The organism is Arthrobacter sp. HMSC06H05, assembly GCF_001807395.1.
Classification (GTDB): Bacteria; Actinomycetota; Actinomycetes; order Actinomycetales; family Micrococcaceae; genus Pseudoglutamicibacter; species Pseudoglutamicibacter albus.
The window spans coordinates 46,340-70,631 of the sequence record NZ_KV788984.1 but is presented as its reverse complement, the minus strand read 5'-3'; the positions used below and the strand labels follow the sequence as shown (position 1 = coordinate 70,631).

At 60.0% G+C, this 24,292-nt stretch carries 21 protein-coding genes; 11 read left to right on the top strand and 10 right to left on the bottom strand.

Features of this window, described 5'->3' with window-relative positions; translation table 11 throughout:
• Window positions 1-34 precede the first annotated feature (34 nt).
• The 3 genes from HMPREF3160_RS06210 to HMPREF3160_RS06200 all read left to right on the top strand — a co-directional run bounded on the left by HMPREF3160_RS06210 (window position 35) and on the right by HMPREF3160_RS06200 (window position 1,762).
• Complete coding sequence (locus HMPREF3160_RS06210; RefSeq protein WP_035754940.1) at window positions 35-337, top strand: tripartite tricarboxylate transporter TctB family protein; 303 nt, start codon at window positions 35-37, stop codon at window positions 335-337.
• Entirely contained in the window at window positions 334-1,113 is a 780-nt protein-coding gene (locus tag HMPREF3160_RS06205; protein WP_070489997.1) for an isoprenyl transferase, read from the top strand. The genes HMPREF3160_RS06210 and HMPREF3160_RS06205 overlap by 4 nt, the downstream gene beginning before the upstream one ends.
• A 133-nt stretch (window positions 1,114-1,246) precedes the next feature.
• Window positions 1,247-1,762, top strand: a complete 516-nt coding sequence (locus tag HMPREF3160_RS06200) for a prepilin peptidase (protein WP_070507611.1) — start codon at window positions 1,247-1,249, stop codon at window positions 1,760-1,762.
• A 160-nt stretch (window positions 1,763-1,922) separates the two neighbouring features.
• Here HMPREF3160_RS06200 and HMPREF3160_RS06195 read toward each other — a convergent pair whose 3' ends face one another.
• The 3 genes from HMPREF3160_RS06195 to HMPREF3160_RS06185 form a co-directional block, all read right to left on the bottom strand.
• Entirely contained in the window at window positions 1,923-3,344 is a 1,422-nt protein-coding gene (locus HMPREF3160_RS06195) for a class II fumarate hydratase (RefSeq protein WP_035754942.1), read from the bottom strand.
• A 10-nt stretch (window positions 3,345-3,354) separates the two neighbouring features.
• Entirely contained in the window at window positions 3,355-3,975 is a 621-nt protein-coding gene (locus HMPREF3160_RS06190; RefSeq protein ID WP_035754944.1) for a carbonic anhydrase, read from the bottom strand.
• A gap of 132 nt (window positions 3,976-4,107) precedes the next feature.
• Window positions 4,108-4,773 (bottom strand): DUF4245 domain-containing protein, encoded by a 666-nt coding sequence (locus HMPREF3160_RS06185; RefSeq protein WP_035754945.1) that lies wholly within the window; start codon window positions 4,771-4,773, stop codon window positions 4,108-4,110.
• Window positions 4,774-4,915: 142 nt separating this feature from the next.
• On the opposite strand from HMPREF3160_RS06185, the gene HMPREF3160_RS06180 reads away from it, so the two are divergent.
• Window positions 4,916-5,302 carry a DUF485 domain-containing protein gene (locus HMPREF3160_RS06180; protein WP_070489993.1) on the top strand — a complete coding sequence of 129 codons (387 nt, stop codon included), beginning with the start codon at window positions 4,916-4,918 and terminating at the stop codon, window positions 5,300-5,302.
• Window positions 5,303-5,331: 29 nt separating this feature from the next.
• Window positions 5,332-6,888: a solute symporter family protein gene (locus tag HMPREF3160_RS06175; RefSeq protein ID WP_070507701.1), complete on the top strand. Its 1,557-nt coding sequence runs from the start codon at window positions 5,332-5,334 to the stop codon at window positions 6,886-6,888.
• A gap of 115 nt (window positions 6,889-7,003) precedes the next feature.
• Here the strand turns inward: HMPREF3160_RS06175 and HMPREF3160_RS06170 are convergent, their stop codons facing one another.
• Window positions 7,004-9,214, bottom strand: a complete 2,211-nt coding sequence (locus HMPREF3160_RS06170; protein WP_070507609.1) for a BCCT family transporter — start codon at window positions 9,212-9,214, stop codon at window positions 7,004-7,006.
• 230 nt (window positions 9,215-9,444) lie between these two features.
• On the opposite strand from HMPREF3160_RS06170, the gene glpX reads away from it, so the two are divergent.
• Entirely contained in the window at window positions 9,445-10,389 is a 945-nt protein-coding gene (gene glpX / locus HMPREF3160_RS06165; protein ID WP_083285511.1) for a class II fructose-bisphosphatase, read from the top strand.
• A gap of 137 nt (window positions 10,390-10,526) precedes the next feature.
• Here the strand turns inward: glpX and manA are convergent, their stop codons facing one another.
• The 4 genes from manA to HMPREF3160_RS06145 form a co-directional block, all read right to left on the bottom strand.
• Window positions 10,527-11,777 (bottom strand): mannose-6-phosphate isomerase, class I, encoded by a 1,251-nt coding sequence (gene manA / locus HMPREF3160_RS06160; protein WP_070489989.1) that lies wholly within the window; start codon window positions 11,775-11,777, stop codon window positions 10,527-10,529.
• Between the two features lie 64 nt (window positions 11,778-11,841).
• On the bottom strand, window positions 11,842-13,575 hold the full coding sequence (locus HMPREF3160_RS06155; protein ID WP_239446199.1) for an LCP family protein: 1,734 nt from the start codon (window positions 13,573-13,575) through the stop codon (window positions 11,842-11,844).
• Window positions 13,576-13,610: 35 nt separating this feature from the next.
• Window positions 13,611-14,171, bottom strand: a complete 561-nt coding sequence (gene purE / locus HMPREF3160_RS06150) for a 5-(carboxyamino)imidazole ribonucleotide mutase (protein ID WP_370977498.1) — start codon at window positions 14,169-14,171, stop codon at window positions 13,611-13,613.
• Window positions 14,159-15,316, bottom strand: coding sequence for a 5-(carboxyamino)imidazole ribonucleotide synthase (locus HMPREF3160_RS06145; protein WP_070489987.1), 1,158 nt, complete (start codon window positions 15,314-15,316; stop codon window positions 14,159-14,161). The genes purE and HMPREF3160_RS06145 overlap by 13 nt, the downstream gene beginning before the upstream one ends.
• Before the next feature lie 303 nt (window positions 15,317-15,619).
• Here HMPREF3160_RS06145 and HMPREF3160_RS06140 point away from each other — a divergent pair, with 303 nt between their 5' ends.
• Window positions 15,620-16,102, top strand: a complete 483-nt coding sequence (locus tag HMPREF3160_RS06140) for a GtrA family protein (RefSeq protein ID WP_083285492.1) — start codon at window positions 15,620-15,622, stop codon at window positions 16,100-16,102.
• Between the two features lie 64 nt (window positions 16,103-16,166).
• Here the strand turns inward: HMPREF3160_RS06140 and HMPREF3160_RS06135 are convergent, their stop codons facing one another.
• Window positions 16,167-17,015, bottom strand: coding sequence for a TIGR03089 family protein (locus HMPREF3160_RS06135; RefSeq protein ID WP_141739856.1), 849 nt, complete (start codon window positions 17,013-17,015; stop codon window positions 16,167-16,169).
• Window positions 17,016-17,447: 432 nt separating this feature from the next.
• Here HMPREF3160_RS06135 and HMPREF3160_RS10265 point away from each other — a divergent pair, with 432 nt between their 5' ends.
• Genes HMPREF3160_RS10265 through HMPREF3160_RS06120 form a run of 3 tightly spaced genes read left to right on the top strand, consistent with a single transcriptional unit; the run spans window position 17,448 to window position 23,210 of the window.
• Entirely contained in the window at window positions 17,448-18,101 is a 654-nt protein-coding gene (locus HMPREF3160_RS10265; protein ID WP_141739855.1) for a WhiB family transcriptional regulator, read from the top strand.
• Entirely contained in the window at window positions 18,098-21,607 is a 3,510-nt protein-coding gene (locus tag HMPREF3160_RS06125) for a glycosyltransferase (protein WP_083285491.1), read from the top strand. Before HMPREF3160_RS10265 ends, HMPREF3160_RS06125 begins: the two co-directional genes overlap by 4 nt.
• Entirely contained in the window at window positions 21,588-23,210 is a 1,623-nt protein-coding gene (locus HMPREF3160_RS06120; RefSeq protein ID WP_070489979.1) for a DUF5719 family protein, read from the top strand. Before HMPREF3160_RS06125 ends, HMPREF3160_RS06120 begins: the two co-directional genes overlap by 20 nt.
• A 20-nt stretch (window positions 23,211-23,230) precedes the next feature.
• Here the strand turns inward: HMPREF3160_RS06120 and HMPREF3160_RS06115 are convergent, their stop codons facing one another.
• The gene (locus HMPREF3160_RS06115; RefSeq protein ID WP_083285490.1) at window positions 23,231-23,743 is read right to left on the bottom strand and encodes a metallopeptidase family protein; all 513 of its coding nucleotides are present in this window, start codon (window positions 23,741-23,743) and stop codon (window positions 23,231-23,233) included.
• 141 nt (window positions 23,744-23,884) lie between these two features.
• Between HMPREF3160_RS06115 and HMPREF3160_RS06110 the strand changes: the two genes are divergently transcribed.
• Window positions 23,885-24,271, top strand: coding sequence for a DUF3499 domain-containing protein (locus HMPREF3160_RS06110; protein ID WP_035756219.1), 387 nt, complete (start codon window positions 23,885-23,887; stop codon window positions 24,269-24,271).
• The last annotated feature ends 21 nt before the right edge of the window (window positions 24,272-24,292 follow it).

Genomic DNA, 24,292 nt, shown 5'->3' with positions numbered 1-24,292 from the left:
GGACCCTCGGATGCGTTGCGTATGGAAGGTGAGCATGCTTTTCTCAGTACTGGCCTACGTCCCAGCGAATCTGGGGACTGACTCGGATGAGTACCGCGCGGTTGGGCCCGGCTTCCCGGGGTTTGTGGCTATCGCATGCTTGGCGATCGCCGTCATCCTCCTGATCGTTTCTATGGCCCGCCGCATCCGCCGCCTCGACTACCAGCCGCCGGTGGAGACCGCTCAGGCTGAGCTTGTTGAGCAAGGCCAAGCTGATGAAGTTGAACGTGAAGCACGCCGTCGTCTTGCCGAAAAATACGGTGAGAACGCCGAGCCGGGGCGAAGCCCGCAAGCATGAGGCTACTGAAGATCTCGTGGCCGCCGCGTTTCCTCTATGGGCTGTATGAGCGGCGGCTAGCGCGCGAGCTGGAGCCTGCGAAACTTCCCAGGCACATCGGCGTGATGGTCGATGGGAATAGGCGCTGGGCTAAGCTCGCGGGTGCGCCGACGGCCTCGGGGCACCAAGCGGGCGCGGACAAGATCCTTGACTTCCTCGAATGGTGCCGTGAGATCGGTATCCGTACCGTGACTCTCTACATGCTCTCTACCGATAACCTCAACCGCGACTCGGCTGAGGTTGCCGCACTGCTACGGATTATCGACGAAACCTTGAGCCGGGTGGGGTCTGAAGGCTCGATGCGTGTGCACCCGGTCGGGGCGTTGGATGTGCTGCCTGCCGAGCTTGCCGAGAAGTTGTGCGCGCTGCGTGACAGCACCGCTGGCCGTGGGGGCCTGCACGTGAATGTTGCGGTGGGCTACGGTGGCCGCCGCGAGATTGTCGATGCGGTGCGCGCTTTACTTGAAGACGCCGATACCCGCGGTATGAGCGCCGGCGAGGTCGCGAAGGCACTCGATGCCGATATGATCGCCAAGCATCTCTACACCTCGGGTCAGCCTGACCCGGACCTGGTGATCCGGACATCAGGCGAACAGCGCCTCTCCGGTTTCTTGATGTGGCAGTCCGCCTATTCCGAGTTCTATTTTTGCGAAGCATTGTGGCCGGATTTCCGGCGCGTGGACTTCCTGAGGGCGTTGCGTGACTTCCAGCGGCGGCAACGCCGCTTCGGCTGCTGAACCGCGCTCCGCACGGAACCCGGGGCCGCAATCAGCGCGTTAGCCTATCCACAACTGCGATGCGGGCTGAATCTGTCCACAATACCGGGCAGTCCGTAGCGAGTCTTTGCAGGGTGCGCATAGCCTTGAGAGCATGCGCACCCTGATTCTTTCCTACGCCGGCTCCGGTTCAGTATGGGGCCTCATCGTGGCCGCCGCGCTGATGTGCGCATGCCTTGCGTTCTTAGGCTTCGGGGTAGTTCTGGCGGTCATTGATGCCCGCACGCATCGGCTCCCGAATGTGTGGGTCGCCCGCCTGAGTGCAGCGTGCGCTTTCTTTCTCACGCTCGCCACGTTTGCCTCGATCGGGGTGGGAACGTTCTTGGGGTTCCGGTGGATCCTGGCCGCCGTGTGCGGGGCCGTGGTGTTCATCGCGCTTCGCTGGATGACTGCTCAAGGGCTTGGCTTAGGGGATGTGAAACTCGCGCCCGTGTTGTGCGCGATGTGTGCGGTAGTCAGCTGGGGCCACGTCGTGTTGGCGGGGGTGTTGATGTGCCTGATTGCAGGCGTGCACGCGCTCATCGTGATGATCGCGACACGCAACCCGCGCGCCTTCATCGCGTTCGGCCCAGCCATGCTGTGTGGCACAGGGCTCGCGCTCGCGCTCTAGCGGCGGCCATCTCAGCGCGGTCCCTTCCTAACAGGCCGCGTAGAACAGCCCCGCGGGCGCCCACCGTTGTGGTGAGCGCCCGCGGGGCTGTCGAGTTCAAGTGCCGCAACCGTATCCGGTTGTGGCACTTGAAATGTGTCGAGTCGAAACTCGAGGGCGCTTAGTTGAAGCGGCCGGTCATCGTGGTGACGTCGAGAGCCTTGTCGAGGTCAGCCTCGGATACCTTGCCCTCGCCTTCACCAACGAAACCGAGCGCAACGGTCGCTTCGCGCACCGTCATGCCTTCAGCAACGGCCTTCTTGGCGATCTTCGCGGCGTTTTCGTAGCCGATGTACTTGTTCAACGGGGTCACCACGGATGGGGAGGCCTCAGCCAGGAAGCGTGCACGCTCCTTGTTGACGGTGAGGTCGTTGATCATCTTGTCTACCATCACGCGGGCGGTGTTGGTGAGCAGGCGGATCGATTCGAGCAGGTTGGCAGCCATGACTGGGATGCCGACGTTGAGCTCGAACGCACCGTTGGTCGAGGACAGCGAGATGGTCGTGTCGTTACCGATGACCTGCGCGCACACCATGGAAGAGGCCTCGCAAATCACGGGGTTGACCTTGCCCGGCATGATGGAGGAGCCTGGCTGAAGGTCTGGGATGTGCAGCTCGCCCAGGCCGGTGTTCGGGCCGGAACCCATCCAGCGCAGATCGTTGTTGATCTTCAACAGCGAGTAGGCGATGTTGCGCAACTGACCCGAGGCCTCGACGAGGCCGTCTCGGTTAGCTTGTGCCTCGAAGTGGTTGCGGGCCTCGGTGATTGGAAGCCCGGTGTTTTCCGCGAGGTTAGCAATGACCTTCTCGGGGAAGCCCTCTGGGGTGTTGATGCCCGTGCCAACCGCGGTACCGCCCTGTGGGACCTCAGCTACGCGTGGCAGGGAAGACTCGATGCGTTCGATGCCGTAGGCGACCTGTGCTGCGTAGCCACCGAAGACCTGACCCATCGTGACCGGGGTTGCGTCCATGAGGTGGGTGCGGCCGGACTTGACGACGTCCTTCCACTCAACACGTTTCTTCTCAAGCGCCTCGGAGAGGTACTTCAACGCCGGGATGAGGTCGTTGATGAGCGCGCCAGTGACAGCGACGTGAACAGAAGTTGGGAACACATCGTTGGAGGACTGGGAAGCGTTGACGTGGTCGTTTGGGTGGACCTGGGTCTCGGAGCCGTTGGCCTTCAGCTCGCGGGTAGCCAACTCAGCGATGACCTCGTTGGTGTTCATGTTCGAAGACGTTCCGGAGCCGGTCTGGAACACGTCGATCGGGAACTGGTCATCGTGCTTACCGGCGATGATCTCGTCAGCTGCGTGGAGGATCGCGTCAGCGATCTCCTGCGAAATCACGCCGAGCTCGAGGTTCGCCAGAGCTGCCGCGCGCTTAACCTGTGCGAGAGCGTGGATATGCTGCGGCTCAAGGGTTTTACCGGAGATCGGGAAGTTCTCAACTGCACGCTGGGTCTGTGCTCGGTACAGAGCATCAATCGGTACGAGGACCTCGCCCATCGTGTCATGTTCAGTGCGGAATTTAGGTGTTTCAGCCATATCTCAAATCTTACCGCTCAGAGTCGACGAGCTTGACCGTGCCCGTATCGAGCGAGTACACGGCACCCACAATCTTCACCTTGCCGGACTTTTCGGCACGGTAGAGCACCTGGGAAAGCTCACGCAGAATTTTGACGGTGCGCCGGGTGTGGATTTCAACAGCGCCGCTCAGGCCCGGGGTGTTCGCGTCCTCGCGGGCCTGAACCACGGACGGGAGGATGCGCTCAACGAGCGAGGCGATGCTACCTGGGGGAGTGTCCCCTGAATCCAGCGTTGCCTTCGCGGCTTCGACCGCGCCACACGAGGTGTGGCCGAGCACCAAAACCAACGGGACCTTGAGCACCTCGACCGCGAACTCGATCGAACCGATCACAGTCTCGCCCAAAGCGTGGCCAGCGGTGCGGATCGCGAACAGGTCGCCGTAGCCCACATCGAAGGCATACTCCATGGGAACCCGGGAATCCGAGCACCCCACGACCGCGGCGATCGGATGCTGTTCTTTACGCAGAAGTTCGCGGCGGGATTTATCCGAATTAGGGCGAAGCGGACGGTCTAAAGCGGCGCGCTCAGCACCCTGCAACAGGGTCTCAAGGGCTTGGTCCGGGGTGAGAGTTGGGTTGGTTGCTGGCATGGTGACCTCGTGATGACAGGCCCTTCGTGGTGAAGGGCGGTCGTGGTGAAGGGCGGTTCAAGCCCATGATAGGGCGGTAAGTGGGCGGAATCGACGAACGGTGCGGCTACGGTGCCGAGGTTACGGGCCTGTTTAGGGCGCTGACTTCTGAATGTTCTGGGCGACCTCAGGCAGGTGTTCGGCCACGTCGTTTTTCATGGTGATGACGTAGGTGAAGCCGTTGATCTTTGCGACCCAGCTGGTTCTGGCGTTGTCTCCCTTGCCGCCGGTTGCACGTTCGGTCCACTCGGTGCCGTCGACGTTGTGCTTCTTGCCGGTCGGGACGGAGCCGTCGGTTGCCAGGGTGACCCAGGAGTCGTTGGCTTTATCTGTTTGCTTGACGGCGGCGAAGGCCTCATCGCGGATCACGACGCCGAGGTCCCAGAACGCTACACCGTCAGCGGTGCCTGGGTTCCAGCGGGCGTAGTTGACGTACCAGCCCTCCGGTAGATCTGGTGCGATCGCATCGAAATCGAGGGTTTCCTTGGTTTGTTTCGCGATTTCTTCGACGTTGACGCGGTCGTTGTATTCGTGCTGCCTGTTCGCCGGGTTGAGAAGGATGACGGGGATCACCACGAGGATCGTCAGGGCAGTGGAGATGATCATGCCCTTGATGGTCTGGTTGGCGCGTTTGGCCTGCTTCTCAGTCAGCGGCGCCTTGAAACCCGGCTCTCCGGGGAGGGGCGAACGCTCAGCGCTGGGGGTCTCAGTTGCTGGAGGCTCATCGTTGTGTTTTGCGTCGTCAGATTTCTCAAGCACGGCTCCATTGTCCCCCATATTGGGCACTACACGAACTGGTTATGGAATTTCGTGTGAAGAATGGGTAGATTCCAATCAACGAAACGTGATGCAAGTCACATTTTGTTTGTCATCTACTTTCTCCTCGAGGTAAGGACCGCTCATGGAGCAGAAATCCTACGATGATCTCGCGGAACGGAGTATCGCGGTTCGTGACTCCCAGGAGTTTCAGAACCTGAAACGTTCCTTCATGCGGTTCATCGCACCCATGTCAGTGATCTTCCTGGTCTGGTACGTCATCTACATCGTGCTTGCTAGCTACGCCCCGGGCTTCTTTGGGATCAAGGTTTTCGGACTCATCAACGTCGCCTTGCTGTTTGGTTTGGCGCAGGTGGCCACGACGTTCATCATCACAACCCTGTACCGCCGGTGGGCGGATAAGAAATATGACCCGTTGGCCACAACGCTTGGTGAACGCATGGAATCGGGCGCGCTTTTGGCCGATGAGGAACGCGCCGCTTCAGAGTCGAATAAGGATGGTGCGGCGTGATCATCGATCAGATTAACCCGGTCATCAACATGATCGTTTTCGGTCTGTTTGTTGCGGTGACCCTCTACATTGTTTTCCGTGTTTCACGTAAAGGTTCCTCAGCTGATGAGTTCTATACCGGTTCGAGGTCTTTCTCCGGCCCACAGAACGGTGTGGCCATTGCGGGTGACTACCTTTCGGCGGCGTCATTCCTGGGCATTGTGGGTGCGATCGCGGTAGCCGGCTATGACGGCTTCCTGTATTCGATCGGCTTCCTCGTCGCGTGGCTCGTGGCTCTGTTGCTGGTTGCGGAGCTGCTGCGGAACACGGGTAAGTTCACGATGGCAGACGTGCTGAGTTTCCGCTTGCGTCAGCGTCCTGTCAGGATGGCGGCATCGCTGACAACCCTGGCCGTGTGTTTCTTCTACCTCATCGCCCAGATGGCTGGCGCTGGTGGCTTGGTTGCGTTGCTGCTCGGTATCGAGGGCAAGGCGGCTACCGCGAGTGTTGTGATCATCGTGGGTGTCTTGATGATCGTCTACGTGATCGTGGGCGGCATGAAGGGCACAACCTGGGTGCAGATCATCAAGGCTGTCTTGTTGGTTCTTGGCGTGGCGATCCTCTCGATCGTTGTGATGGCGAAGTTCGGTGGCAACTTCTCGGACCTGTTGCAGGCGGCGGTTGATAAGTCGCCGAAGGGCGAGGCCGTTTTGATGCCTGGTTTGAAGTATGCGAACCCGCTGGACTTCATCTCGCTGGGCTTGGGCCTGGTCTTGGGTACCGCAGGTCTGCCGCACGTTTTGATGCGTTTCTACACCGTGCCGACGGGTAGGGAAGCGCGGCGTTCGGTTGTGTGGGCCATCTGGATTATTGGTGCTTTCTACGTCATGACCCTGATCCTGGGCTACGGCGCGGCGGCACTGGTCGGTCCGGACATCCTGACGGCGAAGACCACCCCGGGTGGCGAGAACGCGGCAGCCCCGCTGTTGGCTTTGGAGATCGGTGGGCCGGTACTCATGGCCGTGGTTTCGGCGATCGCGTTCGCAACCATCCTCGCGGTTGTGGCTGGTCTTGCGATCACCGCGGCAACCTCGTTCTCGCACGACATCTATACCTCGGTCATCAAGAAGGGCGAGATCAGCCCCGGCCAGGAGGTCAAGGTCGCTCGCTTGACGGTTGTGGCGATCGGTGTGCTCTCGATTATCGGCGGCATCGTTGCGCTGGGCCAGAATGTCGCGTTCTTGGTTGCGTTGGCTTTCGCTATCGCGGCCTCGGCGAACCTCCCGGTGATCCTGTATTCGCTGTTCTGGAAGCGTTTCAATACAGGCGGGGCTTTGTGGTCGATGCTCGGTGGCTTGTTCACAACCCTGATCTTGATCACGTTCTCGCCAGCGGTTTCGGGTAAGCCAACCTCGATGTTCCCGAACCTGGACTTCGCGTTCTTCCCACTATCTAATCCGGGTATCGTCTCGATCCCGGTCGGGTTCTTGCTCGGCATCATCGGCACGCTCCTCATCAAGCCTTCCGATGATCACGATGCCAAACACGCGATCATGGAGGTCCGTGCCTTCACCGGTGCTGGCGCGGAAAAGGCCTCAGAGCACTAGATAGCTCACCGCTATAGCTCACCGCTGGATCTGAACCAGCGCACAGAAAAGGGCTGTGGCCCCAGCTTCACTGTTGAAGGTGGGGCCACAGCCCTTTAATGGAGGCGCTGAGCCGTTACTGGCCTTGCGGTTTAGGCTCGTCGCCGTTGCCAGTGGGTTCCGCGTCGGCGGCCTCATCGGTTTCTTCTTTGATGATTGCGCCTTCGGGAACGTCGATGCCTTCGGCGAGGGCTTCCTGGGTAATGACGATGTCGCCCGTCTCCGGGTCGACCAGGGAAGGCTGTTGTTCAGCGGGCAACGGCTTGCCGTCATCATCGAGGTACAGGCCTGAGTCGTAGTCGAAGCCGATCGGGTTGCCGTCGGCGTCGGTACGGGCGTACCAGTCGGTGAATTCGTCCGAGGTCGAATCGAAGTTATGGCCGGCCGCGTATTCGTTATCAGATTCGATGACGCGCAGCTCGAAGTTATCGCCGTGCTTTTCGATACCGTATTTGACGGCGTTGGACAAAGCCACGTCCTCGAACTTCTGGCGGATCACCAGCGGGTCGGTACGCATCTCTTTATAGAGGGCGATCGCCATCAGTGCGAGCACCACCGCGAACGGCAGCGCGGTGATCGTGATGAGGTTCTGCAAGCCCTGCAACGCGGTCTTGCCGGCCATCAGGAGGATCACCGCGGCGATGCCTGCCATCAAGACAGCCCAGAACGCGGTAATCAAGCGCTTAGGGTGCGGGTTGCCGCGCTGGGACAGTTGCGAGTTCACGATCGAAGCGGAGTCAGAGGTCGTGATGAAGAAGACCGCGAGCATCACAATCACGATCGGGGCCACAAACTGGGCTCCTGGGAGGTGCTCAAGCACCACAAAGAAGATGTCTTCAGGGGCGGGCAGTTTGTTGATGTCATCACCTGGGGCGATATCTCCCGCTGTGCGTTGCAGATAGATCGCGGTACCGCCGAGGATCGTGAACGCGAGGATGATGATCGAGGACGGGATAGCCAAGACACCGACCACGAACTGGCGGACCGTGCGGCCCTTGGAAATCTTCGCGACAAAGACACCCACGAATGGCGCCCAGGAAACCCACCAGGCCCAATAGAACGTGGTCCATGCGGACAGGAACGCGTTCATCTCCGGGGAATCAGCGGTCGTGGCCGCGAGCATCGTAGGCAGTTCAGCGAAGTAGGTCGCCACAACGCCAGGGATCACGTTGACCAAAAAGACGGTAGGGCCAACCACAAAGAAGAACAGTGCCAGGGCAAGCGCCAACACGAGGTTGATGTTGGAGAGCCGCTTAATACCCTTGCTCACACCCGATACTGCCGACCAGATGGTTCCGATGGTCAGCAACACGATGATGATGAGCGCGAGCCTATTAGCGCCCGGGCTCCAGCCGGTCACGAGTTCGAAGCCTCGGCCGATCTGGAGCGCACCGATACCGAGCGAGGCCGCGGTACCGAACAGGGTTGCGATGATCGCCAGGCCGTCGATGACGCGGGCACGCACCGAGCTTGAGGTTCCACCCCACAGTGGCGTGAGGATCGAGCTCATGAGCGGTACGCGGCCGCGGCGGTAGGAAACATAGGCGACAGCCAAACCCACGATGCCGTAGATGGCCCACGCGTTGATGCCCCAGTGAAGCGCTGACTGCGCCATCGCTTTTTTGACCGCATCCACTGTGGCTGGATCGTATGCGCCGGGGCGAGGGGAGAGGTAGTAGGTCATCGGCTCGTATGGGCCGAAGAAGATCACACCGATACCGATGCCGGCGCCGAAGAGCATCGCCGCCCACGAAACCGTCGAGTATTCAGGCTTATCGCCCTCCAACCCCAGCGGGATGCGCCCATACTTGGTGAAAGCGAGCACCAGAAGGTAGATCACGAGCACGATCGCCAGCGAGTTGAAGATCCACCCGAGGTTAGTCATGATCCAGGTGAGCGCGGCTGTGGTTGAGGACAGCACCTGATCAGGCTGGAGAACACCCCAGACCACAAAACCGATCACGGCAAGACCGACCGTGATGAGCATCGGCTTATCTACGCCGTAGCGGATTTTCTGGTGGTCAACATCCACGCCGGGAACGAGTGCCGGGTGGATGTTGTGTGGGTAGCGGTTGAGTCCGCCGAGGAACTCGCCGGCTTTACGCCCGACCGTCTTCAGCGTTTGCCCGGCGGTCGGTTTAGGGGTCCGCCTCTCGCGGTTCTCCGCTGTTAGAGGGTGCCCGGGATGTTCCGGTTTGCCTGCGCCCTTGCTTGGGCGACGCCTCTTTTGTTGACTGTTCTCAACCGGTTCTTCCGGTTGAGAATCCAGTTCATCATTGGATGACATCTTCTCTCCTCAGGGTCAAGGTGTAGCCCTCATCATATAAAGATTGGGTTTTCTTGCTAGTTGGGGGACTGACTGTTTACGGGGTGGGCATATGATGAACGTGAGGCCCGAGGCCGTGATAACTGCAAGCGAGAACACTGAATGAGGACTCCGTGACGCAAGAGCAGGACTACACCCAACTGTCCCCTAAGCTGTCTGTTTCAGAGGCGGCTCCAGACCGGAATTTGGCGATGGAGCTGGTCCGTGTGACCGAGGTTGCCGCGATCGCCTCCGCACCGTGGGTTGGCCACGGGGATAAGAACGCGGCTGACGGCGCGGCTGTCGATGCGATGCGCGCGATGCTCACGACCGTTGATTTCAACGGTGTTGTGGTGATCGGTGAGGGCGAGAAAGATGAAGCCCCGATGCTGTATAACGGCGAGCACGTGGGTTCCGGTAACGGCCCTGAGGCTGATGTTGCGGTTGACCCGATCGACGGAACCCGCCTGACTGCGCAGGGTTTGAATAACGCGTTGTCCGTTATGGCGGTCGCTGAGCGCGGCACGATGTATGACCCGTCGGCGGTGTTCTATATGGACAAGCTCGTGACCGGGCCGGAGGCAGCGGATTCGGTCGATCTTCGCTTGCCGATCGGTGAGAACATCCGCCGTGTAGCCAAAGCTAAGGGCAAAAAGCCGTCCCAGGTAACGGTAACCGTTCTAGACCGTCCGCGCCACGAAGAGATGATCAAAGAGATCCGCGAGGCGGGTGCGCGCACCAAGCTGATCCTAGACGGTGACGTTGCCGGGGCGATCGCAGCGGCGCGCCCTGATTCCGGTGTTGACATGCTCGTGGGTATCGGCGGAACCCCAGAGGGCATTGTGACCGCGTGCGCTATCCGTGCGCTAGGCGGCGTGATCCAGGGCCGCCTGCACCCAACCGATGATGCCGAACGCGAGGCGGCCGAGAAGGCTGGTTTGGACGTCAACCAGGTCCTATCCACCGAAGACCTGGTCACGACCGATAACTGCTACTTCGTGGCAACCGGCATCACCGACGGCGACCTGCTGCGCGGGGTCCGCTACCGTGGCGACCGCATCGTGACCCAGTCGCTCGTGTTGCGCGCTAAGTCCGGCACTATCCGCGAAGTCACTGCAGAGCACCGCGCCGATAAGTGGGACGGATTCACCCGCTAAAGCAACGGCGCGTAGCCTGGAGCGTGATCAAACCGTAGAGCACTAGCGCTGGAGGGGCGTGGGTGAAGATTCATCCACGCCCCTTCAGCGTTAACCAGGTTCTCTGGGCTAGGTTTTCTGCGCCGGATTCTTGAGACCTATGCCGCGGCAGCCGGTTTCTGGCGTGCACGCGGGGTCGCGCACATATACGCGTGGGCTTGCTCGTCAGATTCGATGGAGAGTTCACCGGCGGCGGCAGGGATGAATGCGGATTCGCCGCGGGTGAGCTGAACCTGGCTTCCGTCTGAACCGCTCACCGTGACGTTGCCTGCGAGCGCGATGATGCAGGCTGGGCCACGCAAAGACACCGCCCCGGTTGAGGTGCCGTTGATGCGGATGAGCTCGAACTCATCGAAATCGGTCGAATACAGCTCAACGCCCGGCTTTTCCTGGGTTGGCCGCACCCACGTAGGCTCGAGCGAGGCGAAGCGGGTGATCGAAAGCAGCTCGTCCACGTTGATGTATTTGGTCGTCATCCCGCACCGCAGCACGTTATCCGAGTTGCCCATGACCTCAATCGCTGTCCCGTGGAGGTAGGCGTGAATGTTGCCGGCCTGCAAAGCCACGGCTTCACCCGGCTCAAGCTCGACGTAGTTCAGCAACAGCGACACTAGAACGCCGGCGTCCTGCGGGTATTTGCTCTCAATCCACGGAAGCAACGGAAGCAGCGCATCGACCTCTTGCAGAGCATCGGCATCGCGGGTAGCTATGTCCTCTACGATCCGCACGGCGTCAGTAACGATCTCAGCGATGTCCTCGATGCCGTTGAGCACATAGGACAACGCGGCCTTATAGTCCCGGTTCTCCAGATGCTCGATGACGGTCTGCGCGAGCATGCGCGTGCTTTCCCGCGAAGAGTTATCCCGCAACAGCTCCCACGCCGGGATGCTCGCCTCTGCGGAACGGAAGCCCGTCAAAGCCTTGAACGGAGTCAACGCGAGGATCATCTCTGGCTTAGGCCGCGGATCTTTATACATCCGATGGGGAGCCTCGATCGGCACGCCTTGTCTTTCCTCAAGCTCAAACCCGGCTTGTGCCTGGAACGCATCAGGGTGCACCTGCAAAGACAACGGGGCATCCGCAGACAGTACCTTCATCAAGAACGGAAGGCTCACACAATCTGCTGGCTGGGAAGCGAGCACCTCAGAGCCGAGCATCGCCTCAGGGTTTTCCTTCAAAACATCCGCCAAGGAACGGCCGTTAGTGCGCAAACGGCTTGGCGCGCCCGGGTGCGAACCGATCCACAGTTCGGCCTCTGGGCCTCCTGTGGGCGTTCGCCCTAAAAGCTCGGTAATCGCGGAAGATGAACCCCAGTCATAGTCGCGGATGGAATTATCCAATTTCTCCACGGCTATCACGTCTCCTGACTCTCATAAACATCCAGGCCTATGGACCCGGATGGGGCAGGTCAGCCTAGCCGACCTTGCACGAATCGTTGTTTTGAGCAATCTGCTCAATCCGGCCGGTGTCGCCAACATACTCAAGTTCCTGCAGGTACTTCTCCGTAATCGGCGAACCATCACGCTGTGTGGTGATGACCTGATCTTCCGCCCCCAATGAGGCCTCAGAGGAAGGCTCAGGTGAACTCTGAGTAACTTGCGGTTTAGATTTGCCAGAAGCCTGACCCTGGTGCGAAGACTGCTGCGTATCCTGCTGGCCGGAATCCTGCGGTTTGGATCCCTGAGGTTGAGAATCGCGCGGCTTATCGTCTTCAGCCTTCGCACCATCGTCGGTAGCTTTGGCAACCAACTGGCCTACACGCTGATGAATCAGATCATAATCAGGGTAAGTCGAGAACAAGTCACCCGGTTTACCGAAATCTGGGGCACCCAACGTGAGCCTTAAGAATGAATGCTGACGCGTCTTCTCTGCTAACCCAATAAACGAACCCAACTGGGACTGCGGAATATTCGTGCGAACAATCTCCTCACCCGAATCCATGATCTGGGTGAAGTTCACCAAAACATTCTGCGGAGTGAACTGCTTGATCATCGCCTGCTGCAAACACTGCTGCCGGCGAATACGGTGATAATCCGTTGCGAAATCACGCGAACGCGCAAACCACAACGCCTGTTTACCCGTGAAGTGATGCTCACCCGGGCTGAACCACTTGGTGCGCAAACCCGTATTCGGGTCCCGCTTCCCGTTATAAGGAACCCAACCGCCAGAGACGATCTTGACCCCACCCAACGCATCGATCAGGTGCTCAAAACCACCCATATCGACCGTGACATACATGTCGATCTGCAATCCGGTGACGGCGCTCGCCGCCTCCATCGTCGCAACCGCACCCGGGTCTTTAGTATCCGGGTACTTATCCGCATGCTCTTGCTCCACGGTCGGATAGATCGCATTGAAAATGCATTCATCCCCACAGTTGAAGCCGTTCGGATACACCTTGCGCATCGGCGAACCCTCAGGGAAAGGCGCGTTCTGCAAATTACGCGGAATCGAAATCACAACAGCACGGCCAGACTTCGCATCAATCGACCACACCTGAGCCGAATCCGGACGCAAACCCACACGCGACTTACCCGCATCCCCACCAAGAACCAAGATGTTATAGCGGCCATCAACCGGATCAACCGCCGGGCCGGAAGCGAAAATAGTGCCCAGCGTGGACTTGCTCTTGAACGCAAGATACGAGCCATAACCCAGCCCGCCAGAGGTGATCACCACAGCCAGCGCCGTGAACACAGTGACGATGCCGCGCATACCCGGCGCCAACATCGTCGGCTTCGTGATCCGGTAAGTGTGAACGAAAAGCAACAACCAGCCCACAGCGAGCACAGCCAACACGATGCCCACGAGCACCAAAACCCACGGCCTGCTGAACACATCGAGCAGTGATCCACGGTTGATCAGCGCCCACGCAACCAAGATGAGCAACGCAACCCACACGCTCACCGTGACCGTGAGAGCCTTACGCCCCAAAGACTTATATCCGGTCACAAGCTGCGCGCCGCCTGGCACCAGAAGCGTCAACAACCACAAAATCCAGGCACGCTTAGAACGGCCCGGCGCGTTCAACTGCTCCGGATCAGGAACGGGGGAGGTCTTCAAAGATGCAGGCTGAGTCTGGAAAGATGCAGACCGAGCCTTGAAAGACGCGGATTCTGCTTTGAAATGTTGCGAGGAATCGTTCACGTTCAAACCTATGGAGAACTGCCGCCTGAAACGGCCTACCGGGCTGACGACTCAGCTGCGCGCTTCTGTGACAAGGCACGGCCCTTAGCTTCAGCGCCGGCACGCATCTGCTCGGCATAGTCTGCCAGAGCCGCAGATATGCGGGAGGCTTCCTCGCCTGCGCCGCAACCTAAGATCCGGGCCGCATACAAGCCGGCGTTCTTGGCGCCGTCTACCGCCATCGTCGCAACAGGGACACCACCTGGCATCTGAACGATCGAGAGCAAAGAGTCCAAGCCTTCAAGGTTCTTCAAGCTCACCGGAACACCGATCACCGGCAGAGTCGTGACAGAGGCGAGCATGCCCGGCAAATGAGCCGCACCACCCGCGCCAGCGATGATGACCTCAAAACCCTTCGATGCGGCATCCGTGCCGAACTGGATCATCTGATGCGGCATCCGGTGAGCCGAAACAACATCAACGAAATACTCGATGCCCAACTCGTCCAATACATCGGCCGCAGCTGACATGGTTGGCCAGTCCGAATCCGAACCCATCACAATCGCAACGCGAGGCTGCTTCTTCTCACCACTCATACCCGAGCTCATGCATCGCATCCTTTACTCATGATGTCCGCGGCAACACGCGCCTTCTGGCGCACATCGTCCAGGTTCTCGCCCTCGAAACCGACACGGTTAACATGGCCGATCTTACGGCCTGGACGCACCGCCTTGCCGTAAACATGCACTTTAACCTGGGGATCGGTCGCCAACGCGTGCGGCAAGGTAGCGGCGAGATCCTCATTGGCCCCACCCAAGAAGTTCTTCATCACGGCAACAGGTGCCAACGGTTCAGCAGATCCCAACGGCAGGTCAGCGACCGCACGCAGATGCTGCTCAAACTGACTCGTCACCGCGCCATTCTGGGTCCAATGCCCGGTGTTGTGCGGCCGCATCGCAAGCTCATTGATCAGAAATCCGGGGCCACGGCCTGGAGTCTCAAACAACTCGACGGCCAAAACACCTGTAACACCCAGCTCGGATGCAATCTTCAACGCGGTCTGTTGCGCGGCTTGGGCGGTCTCAACGGGGAGGTCCTGCGCCGGGGCGATCACCTCATCGCACACCCCAGCAACCTGAATCGTGTGGGCCACAGGCCACGCGGCAGTCTCACCCGAGGGGCGGCGAGCAACCAAAGCAGACAATTCACGCGAGAAATCCACCAATTCCTCACACAACACCGCGCCGCGCTCACACCATTCGCTGACCCGGGCAACATCAGCCGCGGAATCCAGCTTCTCAACGCCCTTGCCGTCATAGCCGCCACGCGGGGTCTTCACGATGATCGGCCAACCGATCTTCTCACCGAAAGCCCGAACCTCATCAGCGGAACTTGCTGAGCACCACTTAGGGTTCGGCAACCCCAAACGCTCAACGGCCTCACGCATCACAATCTTGTCTTGGGCGTGAATCAACGCATCCGGGCCAGGGTGAACCCGCACACCCTTCTCAACCAGCTCATGCAGAATCTCAGCCGGAACATGCTCGTGATCAAACGTGACAACATCCACAGTGGAGGCGAAATCCAGGACCGTCTGTCGATCCTTATAGTCACCCACCGGCGCGTGAGCCACCGCCCGTGCACTCGCGGTCTCTTCCGACTCACACAGAATGGAAAGCTCGATCCCTAAATCAATAGCCGCCGGGGCCATCATCCGGGCCAGCTGGCCCCCGCCAATCACACCAATGCGCAAAGTTTTCATCTTTTCTAGTCTAAGATAAGGCCCTTGTAGACCAGGGCTCATCCGAGCAGGCTGAATGTGATCTGCGACCCACGCGGTACGCATCCACCTACAGGACTACAAGAAAAACGAAAACCGCCAGTACAGTGGGCAGAATGAGACCGCGGGTAGAACGCGAGACAGTGGGCCGGGTGGGCTCGCTACACACGCTCTGCCGCAACGATTAGCTCCGTAAGAGACAGCGTACTGACAACGACTGCGTACTGACAACGACAGCGCCGTGAGAATGTCAGCGCCATATTTACTGCAACGAGGAGGCACCGCATGATGCGAACCCTTTGGAGCAAAATGCGTACTCTCATCGAAGTGATGTGGCGCGAAGTCGCCAAGTTCGGTGTCGTGGGCGCTGTTGCCTGGGTTATCGACACAGCCGTGTTCCTGTGGCTTATCAAAGGCCCGATGTCAGATGCGGAAGTGTGGGCTAAAGGGTGGGCGACCGTGGTCGCCTCGATCTTCTCGTGGGCTGCAAACCGCTGGTGGACCTTCCGCCACCGCCGCAACAACCGGTGGGCGCGAGAATTCGTGCTCTTTGCCGTGATGAACGCGATTGGCCTGCTGATTGCTGCCGGATGTGTCTTCTTCACCAAGTACGTGCTTCAGATGACCAGCCCGATGGCGCTGTTCATCGCAGGCTCCGTTGTGGGGCTCGTGCTCGGAACCATTTTCCGCTTCATCGCCTACCGCTTGTGGGTCTTCAACGAGGCAAGCGCCACCGAGACCAAGCAGCGCCACGAAGTCACGCTCTGAACACTCGGTCACGCTCTGAGCACTCGGTGGCGCACTCAGTGTGAGGTCATGCTCTTAGCACGCGTTATACAACACCCGTAGTGATGGCTCGTGTGATGCGTTCTTGTTCGCATAGCGAATCAGTCGGCTTACCCTCAACCAGGGATTCGAGGGGCAGCAGGACCAGCGAACCTTCGGATCTGCATGCCAAAAGCGATGCCATAGCCGCCGACCAATCACCGAGCCTCCAATCACCGGACCTCCAGCCGCCAGCCGTGGCGTCCCGAGCCGCCTCGGCCTGAACGGCGGTCCCGCCTACCCCAAGCCAGGAGACGGACGTGGCTGCGCCATCGTTGGCCTCCGTATAGGCCATGTGTTCAAGCGCGGTGGTGTCTAGACCATCGACGTCCCACGCGGCTTGCGCGGCGGCAGCGGCCGCGAACGCCAGCGCATCGGGTTGTGCGCGGACCTCAGCTGCGTGATCGACCATCCCTTCGGGGACTTCGCCCGGGAAGGAAACCGCGAGGGCCTCAAGTGTTACTGCCAGGACGTCAGGGGCGGACATGTGCGCGGAGGGATTGCCAGTGATGACGAGGTCGGCGCTTTCCTCATGATCCGTGACGGTAGCGCCTAAAGAAAGGGCTGCCAACGCTAGTGGGAGTGTGCGCCAATGCGGCGGAACGTCAAGATGGACCGTATAACCGGGGCCGATCCCGAATTCCATCTCTAATAAGCCGGCGTTCTTGGCCCACCAGTTAACAAGTACCCGGCCGGAGAGTTCGATGCGGTGGCCACGGGTTCGGTCGACCAGTAGGGGTGTGGTCGCGGTTCCGCGCTCAGCGATCAAACTCAGGGCCTGGGGGATCCTGAGCTCGAGCGACTCATCGTGTAGTGGGGGAGTGTGAGGTGAGGGGGTGTTGGGGGTAGAAGTCATACTCATATTTAACGTCAGGGATGCGCTTGAAAGGTAGTTCTCAGACACCCTCGGATGGTCACTTTTTTGATCTGCCCGAGTCTTTCTAGGCGACCGCAAAACACCCCAAACAGCGCAAATACCTAATAATTTCTAAGCTAACGCAAAGGTTTTTGTGTAGTAGCTCCAGGCTTGCGGCCTCAATCTTCATGGTGATACAAAAGCCATTTTTTGGCTCGATTTCGCGACGTCGGCATTTGACGAATCGTTCTTACGTGGATGTAATTATGTGTGTGCGCCGAGCTCGGTAGTACACCTGAGGGTACGAGTGAGCTAGGCGCGCCAAACCACCCCCAACGGTTATGCAATTGTTAGGAAGCTGACCTGAGGTGGGAGGCGTCGAAAACGGCGCAAGATTTTGATGTGGCGAACGGATGAAGGGACGCATGACACATGGCACAGCGTGACCGCTACGAGCTCGCGGAGGCCCGCGAGGAACGAGCAGTTGTTACGCGCGATGTGCCCGGCGATTGGTTCCTCGATCCAGCGGACCCTGAAGCCGGCACGCGCTACAACAGCAATCTTGACTTAGAAGATGCTGCGACCGCTTTCCTGGCGGCGCATTCCTCTTCCGATGCCCCGGAAGCGCTGGCGACTGTAACGCCGCTGCACACCGAGGGTTTCGATGCCACTCAACTCGACACTGCACGGCCAGGTGCTACGCAGTTCAATGCTGACCAGTTTGGTAATGCCGAAACGAACGCTGGAAATGCGACGAGCCTACTCGAAGCGGCACCGAGTGCAGGATCAGCTCCTGCCGAGGTGGAGAAGCCGTCGTCCCAGCAGTTCGTTTCACTCTCCGAATTCATGGGAATGGCAGACGACGGTGAGCTCGGCTGGCAGACCCAGGCACTGTGTGCCCAGACTGATCCGGAAGCGTTCTTCCCTGAAAAGGGCGGCTCAACCCGTGACGCTAAGAAGGTTTGCGGTTCGTGCGCGGTCCGTGCACAGTGTCTTGAATATGCACTGAAGAATGACGAACGCTTTGGTATCTGGGGCGGGATGTCTGAGCGTGAGCGTCGTCGACTTCGAAAGCAGGGTGCCTGATCAGTAGCGCAGCTCATGTAACGGCAGTTGTTGTCACCCATGATGCCGCATCGTTTTTACCGGCCACGGTCGAAGGTCTTATGACCCAGACCCGGCCGGTCGATGCGTTATATGGCGTTGATACGGGTTCACGGGATGGCTCCGCGCAGCTACTTCGCGAGCTTCTACCTGAGTCGGCCGTGGTCTTAGAAGAGCCTGGAACCCACTTTGGTGCGGCTGTTCAGCGAGCTGTAGATCACATGCCTTCGCAGGGCGAAAGCGCAGCCCGTGAATGGCTGTGGTTTATCCACGATGACTCCGAGCCTGCCGCTGATGCGCTTGAGTTGATGCTTGCGGAGATCAGCAAGTCTGAATCCACCGCGGTCGCTGGCGCTAAACAGGTGGATGCCAGCGACCGAGTGCATCTGCTGGACGCCGGTCTGAGCCTGACCCGCCACGGTGAACGGTTCGCTGGTGTTGGTCTTGAAGAAAAAGACCAAGGCCAGTACGACATGTATACGGACCGTTTAGGCGTCAACTCTGCTGGGATGTTGATTCGCCGCGATGTGTTTGAGGAGCTCGGCGGGTTTGATCCGGCTCTTCCTGGTGTTGGCGATGACGTCGATTTGGGGCGGCGTGCATGGCTTGCAGGCCACCGTGTGGTGCTTGTTCCGGGTGCGTATATGTTTCACCGGCCCGATGTGGTCAAGGACATCGCGGGTGAGGACGCCCAATACGCTGCCGCGAAATACACGCGTTTGAAGTATGCGGCACCGCTGACTTCCTTTTTTCTTGGCCTGTGGATGATCGTCTCCGGGTTGGGTAGCGCTGTGGCGCGCCTGATTGCTGGAGATACGCACACTGCGGGGCTTGAGTTCCGGCACGCGTTCGCCCCGTTGACCCGCATGGGGGCGGTGCGCAGGGGCCGGAAATCGGTGCGGCGTATCCGGAAGGTTCCTCGTTCGAGTGTGAACAGGCTTCTGGTGGGCCGTGCGCAATACAGAGACCACGAGCGGGCTATCCGCGACGGGTTGATGTTGCATGATGCTGAAGCCCAAGCGGATCAGACAACGCGTGCCGAGGCCAGCGGTGACGATGATTCCTTTGAGGCCGCGGCCGCCGATGGCCGTACGACCCGCGGCGTTGCTGCCGGGGTGATCGCGGTGGCTCTCGCCGCGATCGTTGGCGCGGTGACGTTCCGTGGCGCGATCATGGCTAAGGGCATCGCAGGTGGAGCGTTGTTGACGCCGAATGATTCGCTGTCACAGATGTGGCATGCCGCGGTTTCGCCGTGGTCCACCGAGATGTTCGGTATGGCCTCTGGGCCGGATGCTTTCGCTGGGATCTTGTTCTGGCTTGCACTCATCAGCGGCGGTAACGCTCCGATGGGTATTGTGGTCGCCTATTTCTTAGCTTTGCCGGCTGCCGCGTTCACGATGTGGTGGGCTCTGCGTCTGGTGACGCGCGCTCCGGCTTTCCGCGGCATCGGCGCGTTGCTGTGGGCTTTGGCTCCGGTGTTCGCGGTTGATTTGACGCAAGGCCGGATTGCTCCCGCGTTGGTGCATGTTGTTCTCCCGCTGTTGGTGTATGCGTTGGCGCGCGCGGTAGGTGTTCGTGGCGCGGTGGGCGTTGCCTCCTATTCGGAGAATGAAGGGCTGTCCTCGTGGCCTTCGGCTGTTTTCGCGAGTGTTCTTGCCGTTGTGGTGGTTGCCGCTGAGCCGTTGTGGCTGGTTCCGCTCGTGGTCTTCACGCTGGTTGCCGCCGTGGTTTCTCGCCGGGCTCGGGTGTTGGCGTGGGTTCCTGTTCCTGCGTTGATCGCTTCCGCCCCTACGGTTCTTGATGCGATCCGCACCCCGCGGATTGCTTTGGCGCAACCTGGCTTGCCGCTGCCGGGTGAGCCGACGCCTGCGTGGCAGGCTTTGCTGGGTTTCCCATCGGGTTTCGATGCGGGCTCTACCGTGACGGGGTGGGGTTGGCTTCCTGGAGGTCATGGAGCGCTGATCGTTGCGCTGGCGTGCGGTGTTCCGTTGCTGCTGATGGGCTTGATCGGGCTGGTTGCTCCGCTCAAGCGGGCTATGTGGATCCGAGTGTTTGCGTTGGTAGCGTTGGTTGTGTTCGCGGCATCGGTTGCTGCGAGCTGGCTGGTTGCCTCCACTGTTGGTGGGCAACGCACCCACTATTACGTGGGTTCCGCGGTGAGCCTCGTGTGGCTCGCTTTTGTGTTCTCGGCCGGCGCGATGCGTGAGGCGGGGACTGTACGGATCCGGGCGCACGTGCAGCGGACACGGTGGACGGGCAGGCTGGTTGCTTACTCGGTCATGGTCACGATGCTGGTGAGTGGGACCACCTGGCTGGCTCCGATGACGCAATCGGATTCGGCTGCTCAGGATGCTGACCGTGGTCTGGGGATGCAACCTGCTGTTCACGCTGTGGAGGAAACGACGCTTCCGGTCACAGCAGCTGACCGCGGTGTGGGGCCGTTTGAGGAACGCACCCTTGTTCTATCCGGTGCCGAGGATGGTCTCTTCCGCGCCAACATCGTGACCGGTGATGGCTTGCATCTGGAAGAGGTGCGTTTACGTCCGCACGCGAGCGCGCTGGGTGGCAGCGTGTTGGATCCGTCTGGCACCGTGATCGCTGAGGCGCCGAAGGGCCAAAACCTAGCCAAGGAAGCTGTTGCCGGTTTGGTTTCCGGTGACGGCGGCGATGCCGCTGAAACGCTAAGGCAACTGGGTGTTGGCTACATCGTGATGAAGGCCGCACCTAATAATGGCAGTGTTGCGAAGAACCTGGATTCGATCCCTGGTATCGCCGCGGTGACCCGTGGCGAGCGGTCGCCGGCCTGGCTGTGGCAAGTGGACACTTCGGAGGCGACTCAGGAACTCTATGAGCTGACGGGCTCTGTCACTTCTCGCGTACGCGTTGAGGCCGCTGATGGCACGATGCTGCAGCTGCTCAAGAGCGAGCACGGCGCGGTGACCGATCAGAAGACTGAGACCACGCAACCTGGCTCGCAAGGGTCGGCTGGCTCGGAAGGACAAGCTGGCTCGGAAGGTTCTGGCCGCTTGGTGGTCATGGCAGAGAACTTCGATTCCGGTTGGAGCGCAAGCCTCAACGGTAAAGATCTGCAACCACAGAAATACAAGGGCTGGATGCAGGCCTTCGAGTTGCCTGTAGAGGACGGCACGTTGAATATTACGTATTCGACGTGGTGGCAGACCCCGTGGCTGATTCTTTCGGCGATCGTAGCGGCGTTCTGTGCGCTGTCGATGATGCCGATGCCGCGCGGATGGCGCAACCGCGTCCGCTACGTGCCGGTCTACCGTGAACCATACGATCCGGATGCGGTAGCAACAAACGCGCCGGAAACCGAAGCAACGGACACGCCGGAGCATGCAGCTGAGCCTGAACTAGCAGATGAATCTGAACCAGCAACTGAACCCAACCCAGCAGATGAATCTGGTCCAGCAGGTGTGTCAGAGACTGACCTAGTGGAGGAGGGTGAGCGTGAGCGAAAAGAAGACTGACGATCCAGCGCCTCGCACCGCGCGGTCGCGTTCGAAGGTTGTTCTCGCCGCCGCCACTGGTGCGTTGCTCGTTGCAGGTTTCGGTGCTGTTTCGGTGGCTGATCATTTCTTAGCCCCGGACACAGACGGGGAGCCGTTGGCGATCGCTGCGACCTCGTTGCCGGTTTCTGAAAGCACACTTGTGTGCGGGCCTACTATCGCGGCGGCTTCCACCAATCAGGGGGCCACGGATTCTGCCTACGCGCCTGGCGCTGACCACGCGTCCTCCACGCTGCGCGGCATAGCCTTAGGGGACCGGGGTATGCGCGTTCCTGGAGCGCGCATCGTAAGCGGGGATAAGACTGAGCAGGTTTCGAAGGATCTTCCGGAACAGGAAGCTCTCAAGGTCGCAACGCGTAACGAACAGGGCCTGTCTGGAACGAAGGCCGTTGGCAAGGGTGGTGTGAAGGCCAACGATTCGGCGTGGTTCACGGTTCAGGGGCTCGGCGGTAATGCTTCACCGGCGGCGGGTGTGCGTACTATCCGGCAAAAGGATGGGGACCTGGAAGGTTTCGCGAGTGTGCCGTGCACGGCACCTTCTACGTCACACACGATTGTGGGTGGCTCCACAACGTTGGGGCATGCCGCTGTTTTGGTGGTGACTAACACGCAACAGGCGACCGCTACGGTGCAGGTCGATGTCTCTACCAAGGATGGGGTGAGCTCGGCTGGAATCCCGCAGTTCACGCTCAACCCGGGCGATACTCGCACGATCAACCTGGCCTCGGCTGCCTCTGATGCCGATGCGGTCGCGGTCACGGTGAATTCTTCGGGCTCGCCTGTGCGTGCCGCTGTGGCTCAGACCGCGCTCAGAGGTTTGGTTCCCGGTGGTATCGACAGTGTTGAGGCTCAAGCCGAGCTGGGTCAGAAGGTGATCATCCCGGGTGTTCAGGCTCAAGACCCTGCGGCTGACCGTTCCGCACGCCGCACTGAGGAAGCAGGGGATCTGACCCCCTCCGTCATCCTCTACAACCCGGCGGCTAAGAAAACTCAGGCCACCGTGACGGCGGTGCGCGATAACGGCACGTCTGTTGACCTCGGCTCAGTGGCCTTGGAAGGGCGCAGCGTGGGCAGTGTTGCTACGGATGCTTTGCCGGCGGGCACCTATTCGATCGTGGTTGAGGCGGATACTTCGGTTGCTGCGACCGCGCGGCTACTTCGCGGACAGGACGCCGATAAGGCCCACGACGTGGCATATATCCCTGGCACCTCAGCGCTGGGCAACCAGAACCTGGTTGCGCTTCCGGAGCAGGGGGCGGCGCGGTTGAGGATCTTCGCAGACCACGATGCGGTGGTTACGGTCACGCCGGTCTTAGGTAACGGCACGCTCGGTAAAGCTCAGCGCGTTGAAGTCGCTGCCCAGCGCACGGTTGAAGTCGAGCCAGCTAAGAACGCGGTGGGCTTGCACGTTGCCTCTAGCCGCGGAGAAGCCTACGCATCGGTTGTGACTACCGACGGCGTGGGAATCGCTGCGATGAATGTTCTCAACACGGATCAATCCAACGCTGCAGTGCGGGTGGATCTGAACCCGGTTGCTCCGCGATCCGTAAGCGGCGAATACTAGAAACCGCGGGCTACCGGTATCTAACGGTGAGGGCCTGTCCCATAGATCGGGTCGATCTCTTCAGGCGGGACGTTGAGGAACTCACTCACGAGCTCAATCACAACGTCAGCGACGATGTGCGCCAAGTGGTGCTCATCCACAGCCGAGGTCTCGATCGGTCTGCGAAACAACACCACATGGCGTGTGCTGCGGTGTGGGTTCCGGCGCTCTTGCCTCACTGTTGCAACCCCGAGCGGGACCGTTTCACCGCGGGCGGTAGCCCGCTCCAGGGACGCGGAGGTCGGTGCGGTCCGCACCGCAAAATTGATGCCTTGAAGCTCATCTGCCCACGTTTCGAAAAGCCGGTCAACAACCTCCCACATGATCTGTTCAACCCGCTGATTCCGGCGCTCAGCACCAGGCGACATCGGCGGTAGGACGTTTCCACGCCATCGCCCACGCACATCGGCGCGGCGACGTTGAACGCCTCCACTGACTGCCCGCGAAGCCAACGAACCTTCTCTGAGTGGGTGTGGATCGATTCTCCAGCTCATACCGCCAGCATATCCACGCCCAACCGATACCCAGAAGGTTGAGCCCAAAAGGTTGAGTCTAGAACCATTGAGCAGAGTCACGCATCAGTTTCCGGCCCTGCCTCCACCTCTTTACCTAACGCGACTAGTACGCTATCAAGCGTGGAATCTCAACGTTTTTGTTCTCGTCCAGGGTGCCGCAGGGAAGCGTACGCAACCTTGACGTATGCGTACGCAGACTCCACCGCCGTGCTCGGCCCGTTGGCTCTGAAAGTGGAGCCGCACGCATACGATCTGTGCCGCCACCACGCCGACCGCCTATCGGTCCCGCTCGGCTGGGAGCTTCTGCGGCTAGACATCCCAGAGCAACGGAAACCACTGTCCAAGGACGACATGTATGCCCTGGCAGATGCCCTCCACCAAGAGGAACAGCGGGACCAGGAACAAGCTGAAAGGACAGCCCCTCGCCGCACACGCGAGCGCCTCGGCGGAGAGAACGCTCCGCCACCAGCTAAACCCGGCCTGCACTTGGTGCGTGATGACGACTAAAACCTTCACCGGCAGCGCCGC

What these genes read in the sequence shown, in the direction of transcription:
- HMPREF3160_RS06190 (WP_035754944.1), bottom strand. Translation starts at nt 3,975, where the DNA reads ATGCCAGCAACCAACCCAACTCTCACCCCGGACCAAGCCCTTGAGACC.
- HMPREF3160_RS06135 (WP_141739856.1), bottom strand. Translation starts at nt 17,015, where the DNA reads ATGACTTCTACCCCCAACACCCCCTCACCTCACACTCCCCCACTACAC.
- HMPREF3160_RS06210 (WP_035754940.1), top strand. Translation starts at nt 35, where the DNA reads ATGCTTTTCTCAGTACTGGCCTACGTCCCAGCGAATCTGGGGACTGAC.
- HMPREF3160_RS06140 (WP_083285492.1), top strand. Translation starts at nt 15,620, where the DNA reads ATGATGCGAACCCTTTGGAGCAAAATGCGTACTCTCATCGAAGTGATG.
- glpX (WP_083285511.1), top strand. Translation starts at nt 9,445, where the DNA reads ATGGAGCTGGTCCGTGTGACCGAGGTTGCCGCGATCGCCTCCGCACCG.
- HMPREF3160_RS10265 (WP_141739855.1), top strand. Translation starts at nt 17,448, where the DNA reads ATGGCACAGCGTGACCGCTACGAGCTCGCGGAGGCCCGCGAGGAACGA.
- HMPREF3160_RS06200 (WP_070507611.1), top strand. Translation starts at nt 1,247, where the DNA reads ATGCGCACCCTGATTCTTTCCTACGCCGGCTCCGGTTCAGTATGGGGC.
- HMPREF3160_RS06180 (WP_070489993.1), top strand. Translation starts at nt 4,916, where the DNA reads ATGGAGCAGAAATCCTACGATGATCTCGCGGAACGGAGTATCGCGGTT.
- HMPREF3160_RS06195 (WP_035754942.1), bottom strand. Translation starts at nt 3,344, where the DNA reads ATGGCTGAAACACCTAAATTCCGCACTGAACATGACACGATGGGCGAG.
- HMPREF3160_RS06115 (WP_083285490.1), bottom strand. Translation starts at nt 23,743, where the DNA reads ATGAGCTGGAGAATCGATCCACACCCACTCAGAGAAGGTTCGTTGGCT.
- HMPREF3160_RS06175 (WP_070507701.1), top strand. Translation starts at nt 5,332, where the DNA reads ATGATCGTTTTCGGTCTGTTTGTTGCGGTGACCCTCTACATTGTTTTC.
- purE (WP_370977498.1), bottom strand. Translation starts at nt 14,171, where the DNA reads ATGCGATGCATGAGCTCGGGTATGAGTGGTGAGAAGAAGCAGCCTCGC.
- HMPREF3160_RS06205 (WP_070489997.1), top strand. Translation starts at nt 334, where the DNA reads ATGAGGCTACTGAAGATCTCGTGGCCGCCGCGTTTCCTCTATGGGCTG.
- HMPREF3160_RS06145 (WP_070489987.1), bottom strand. Translation starts at nt 15,316, where the DNA reads ATGAAAACTTTGCGCATTGGTGTGATTGGCGGGGGCCAGCTGGCCCGG.
- HMPREF3160_RS06170 (WP_070507609.1), bottom strand. Translation starts at nt 9,214, where the DNA reads ATGTCATCCAATGATGAACTGGATTCTCAACCGGAAGAACCGGTTGAG.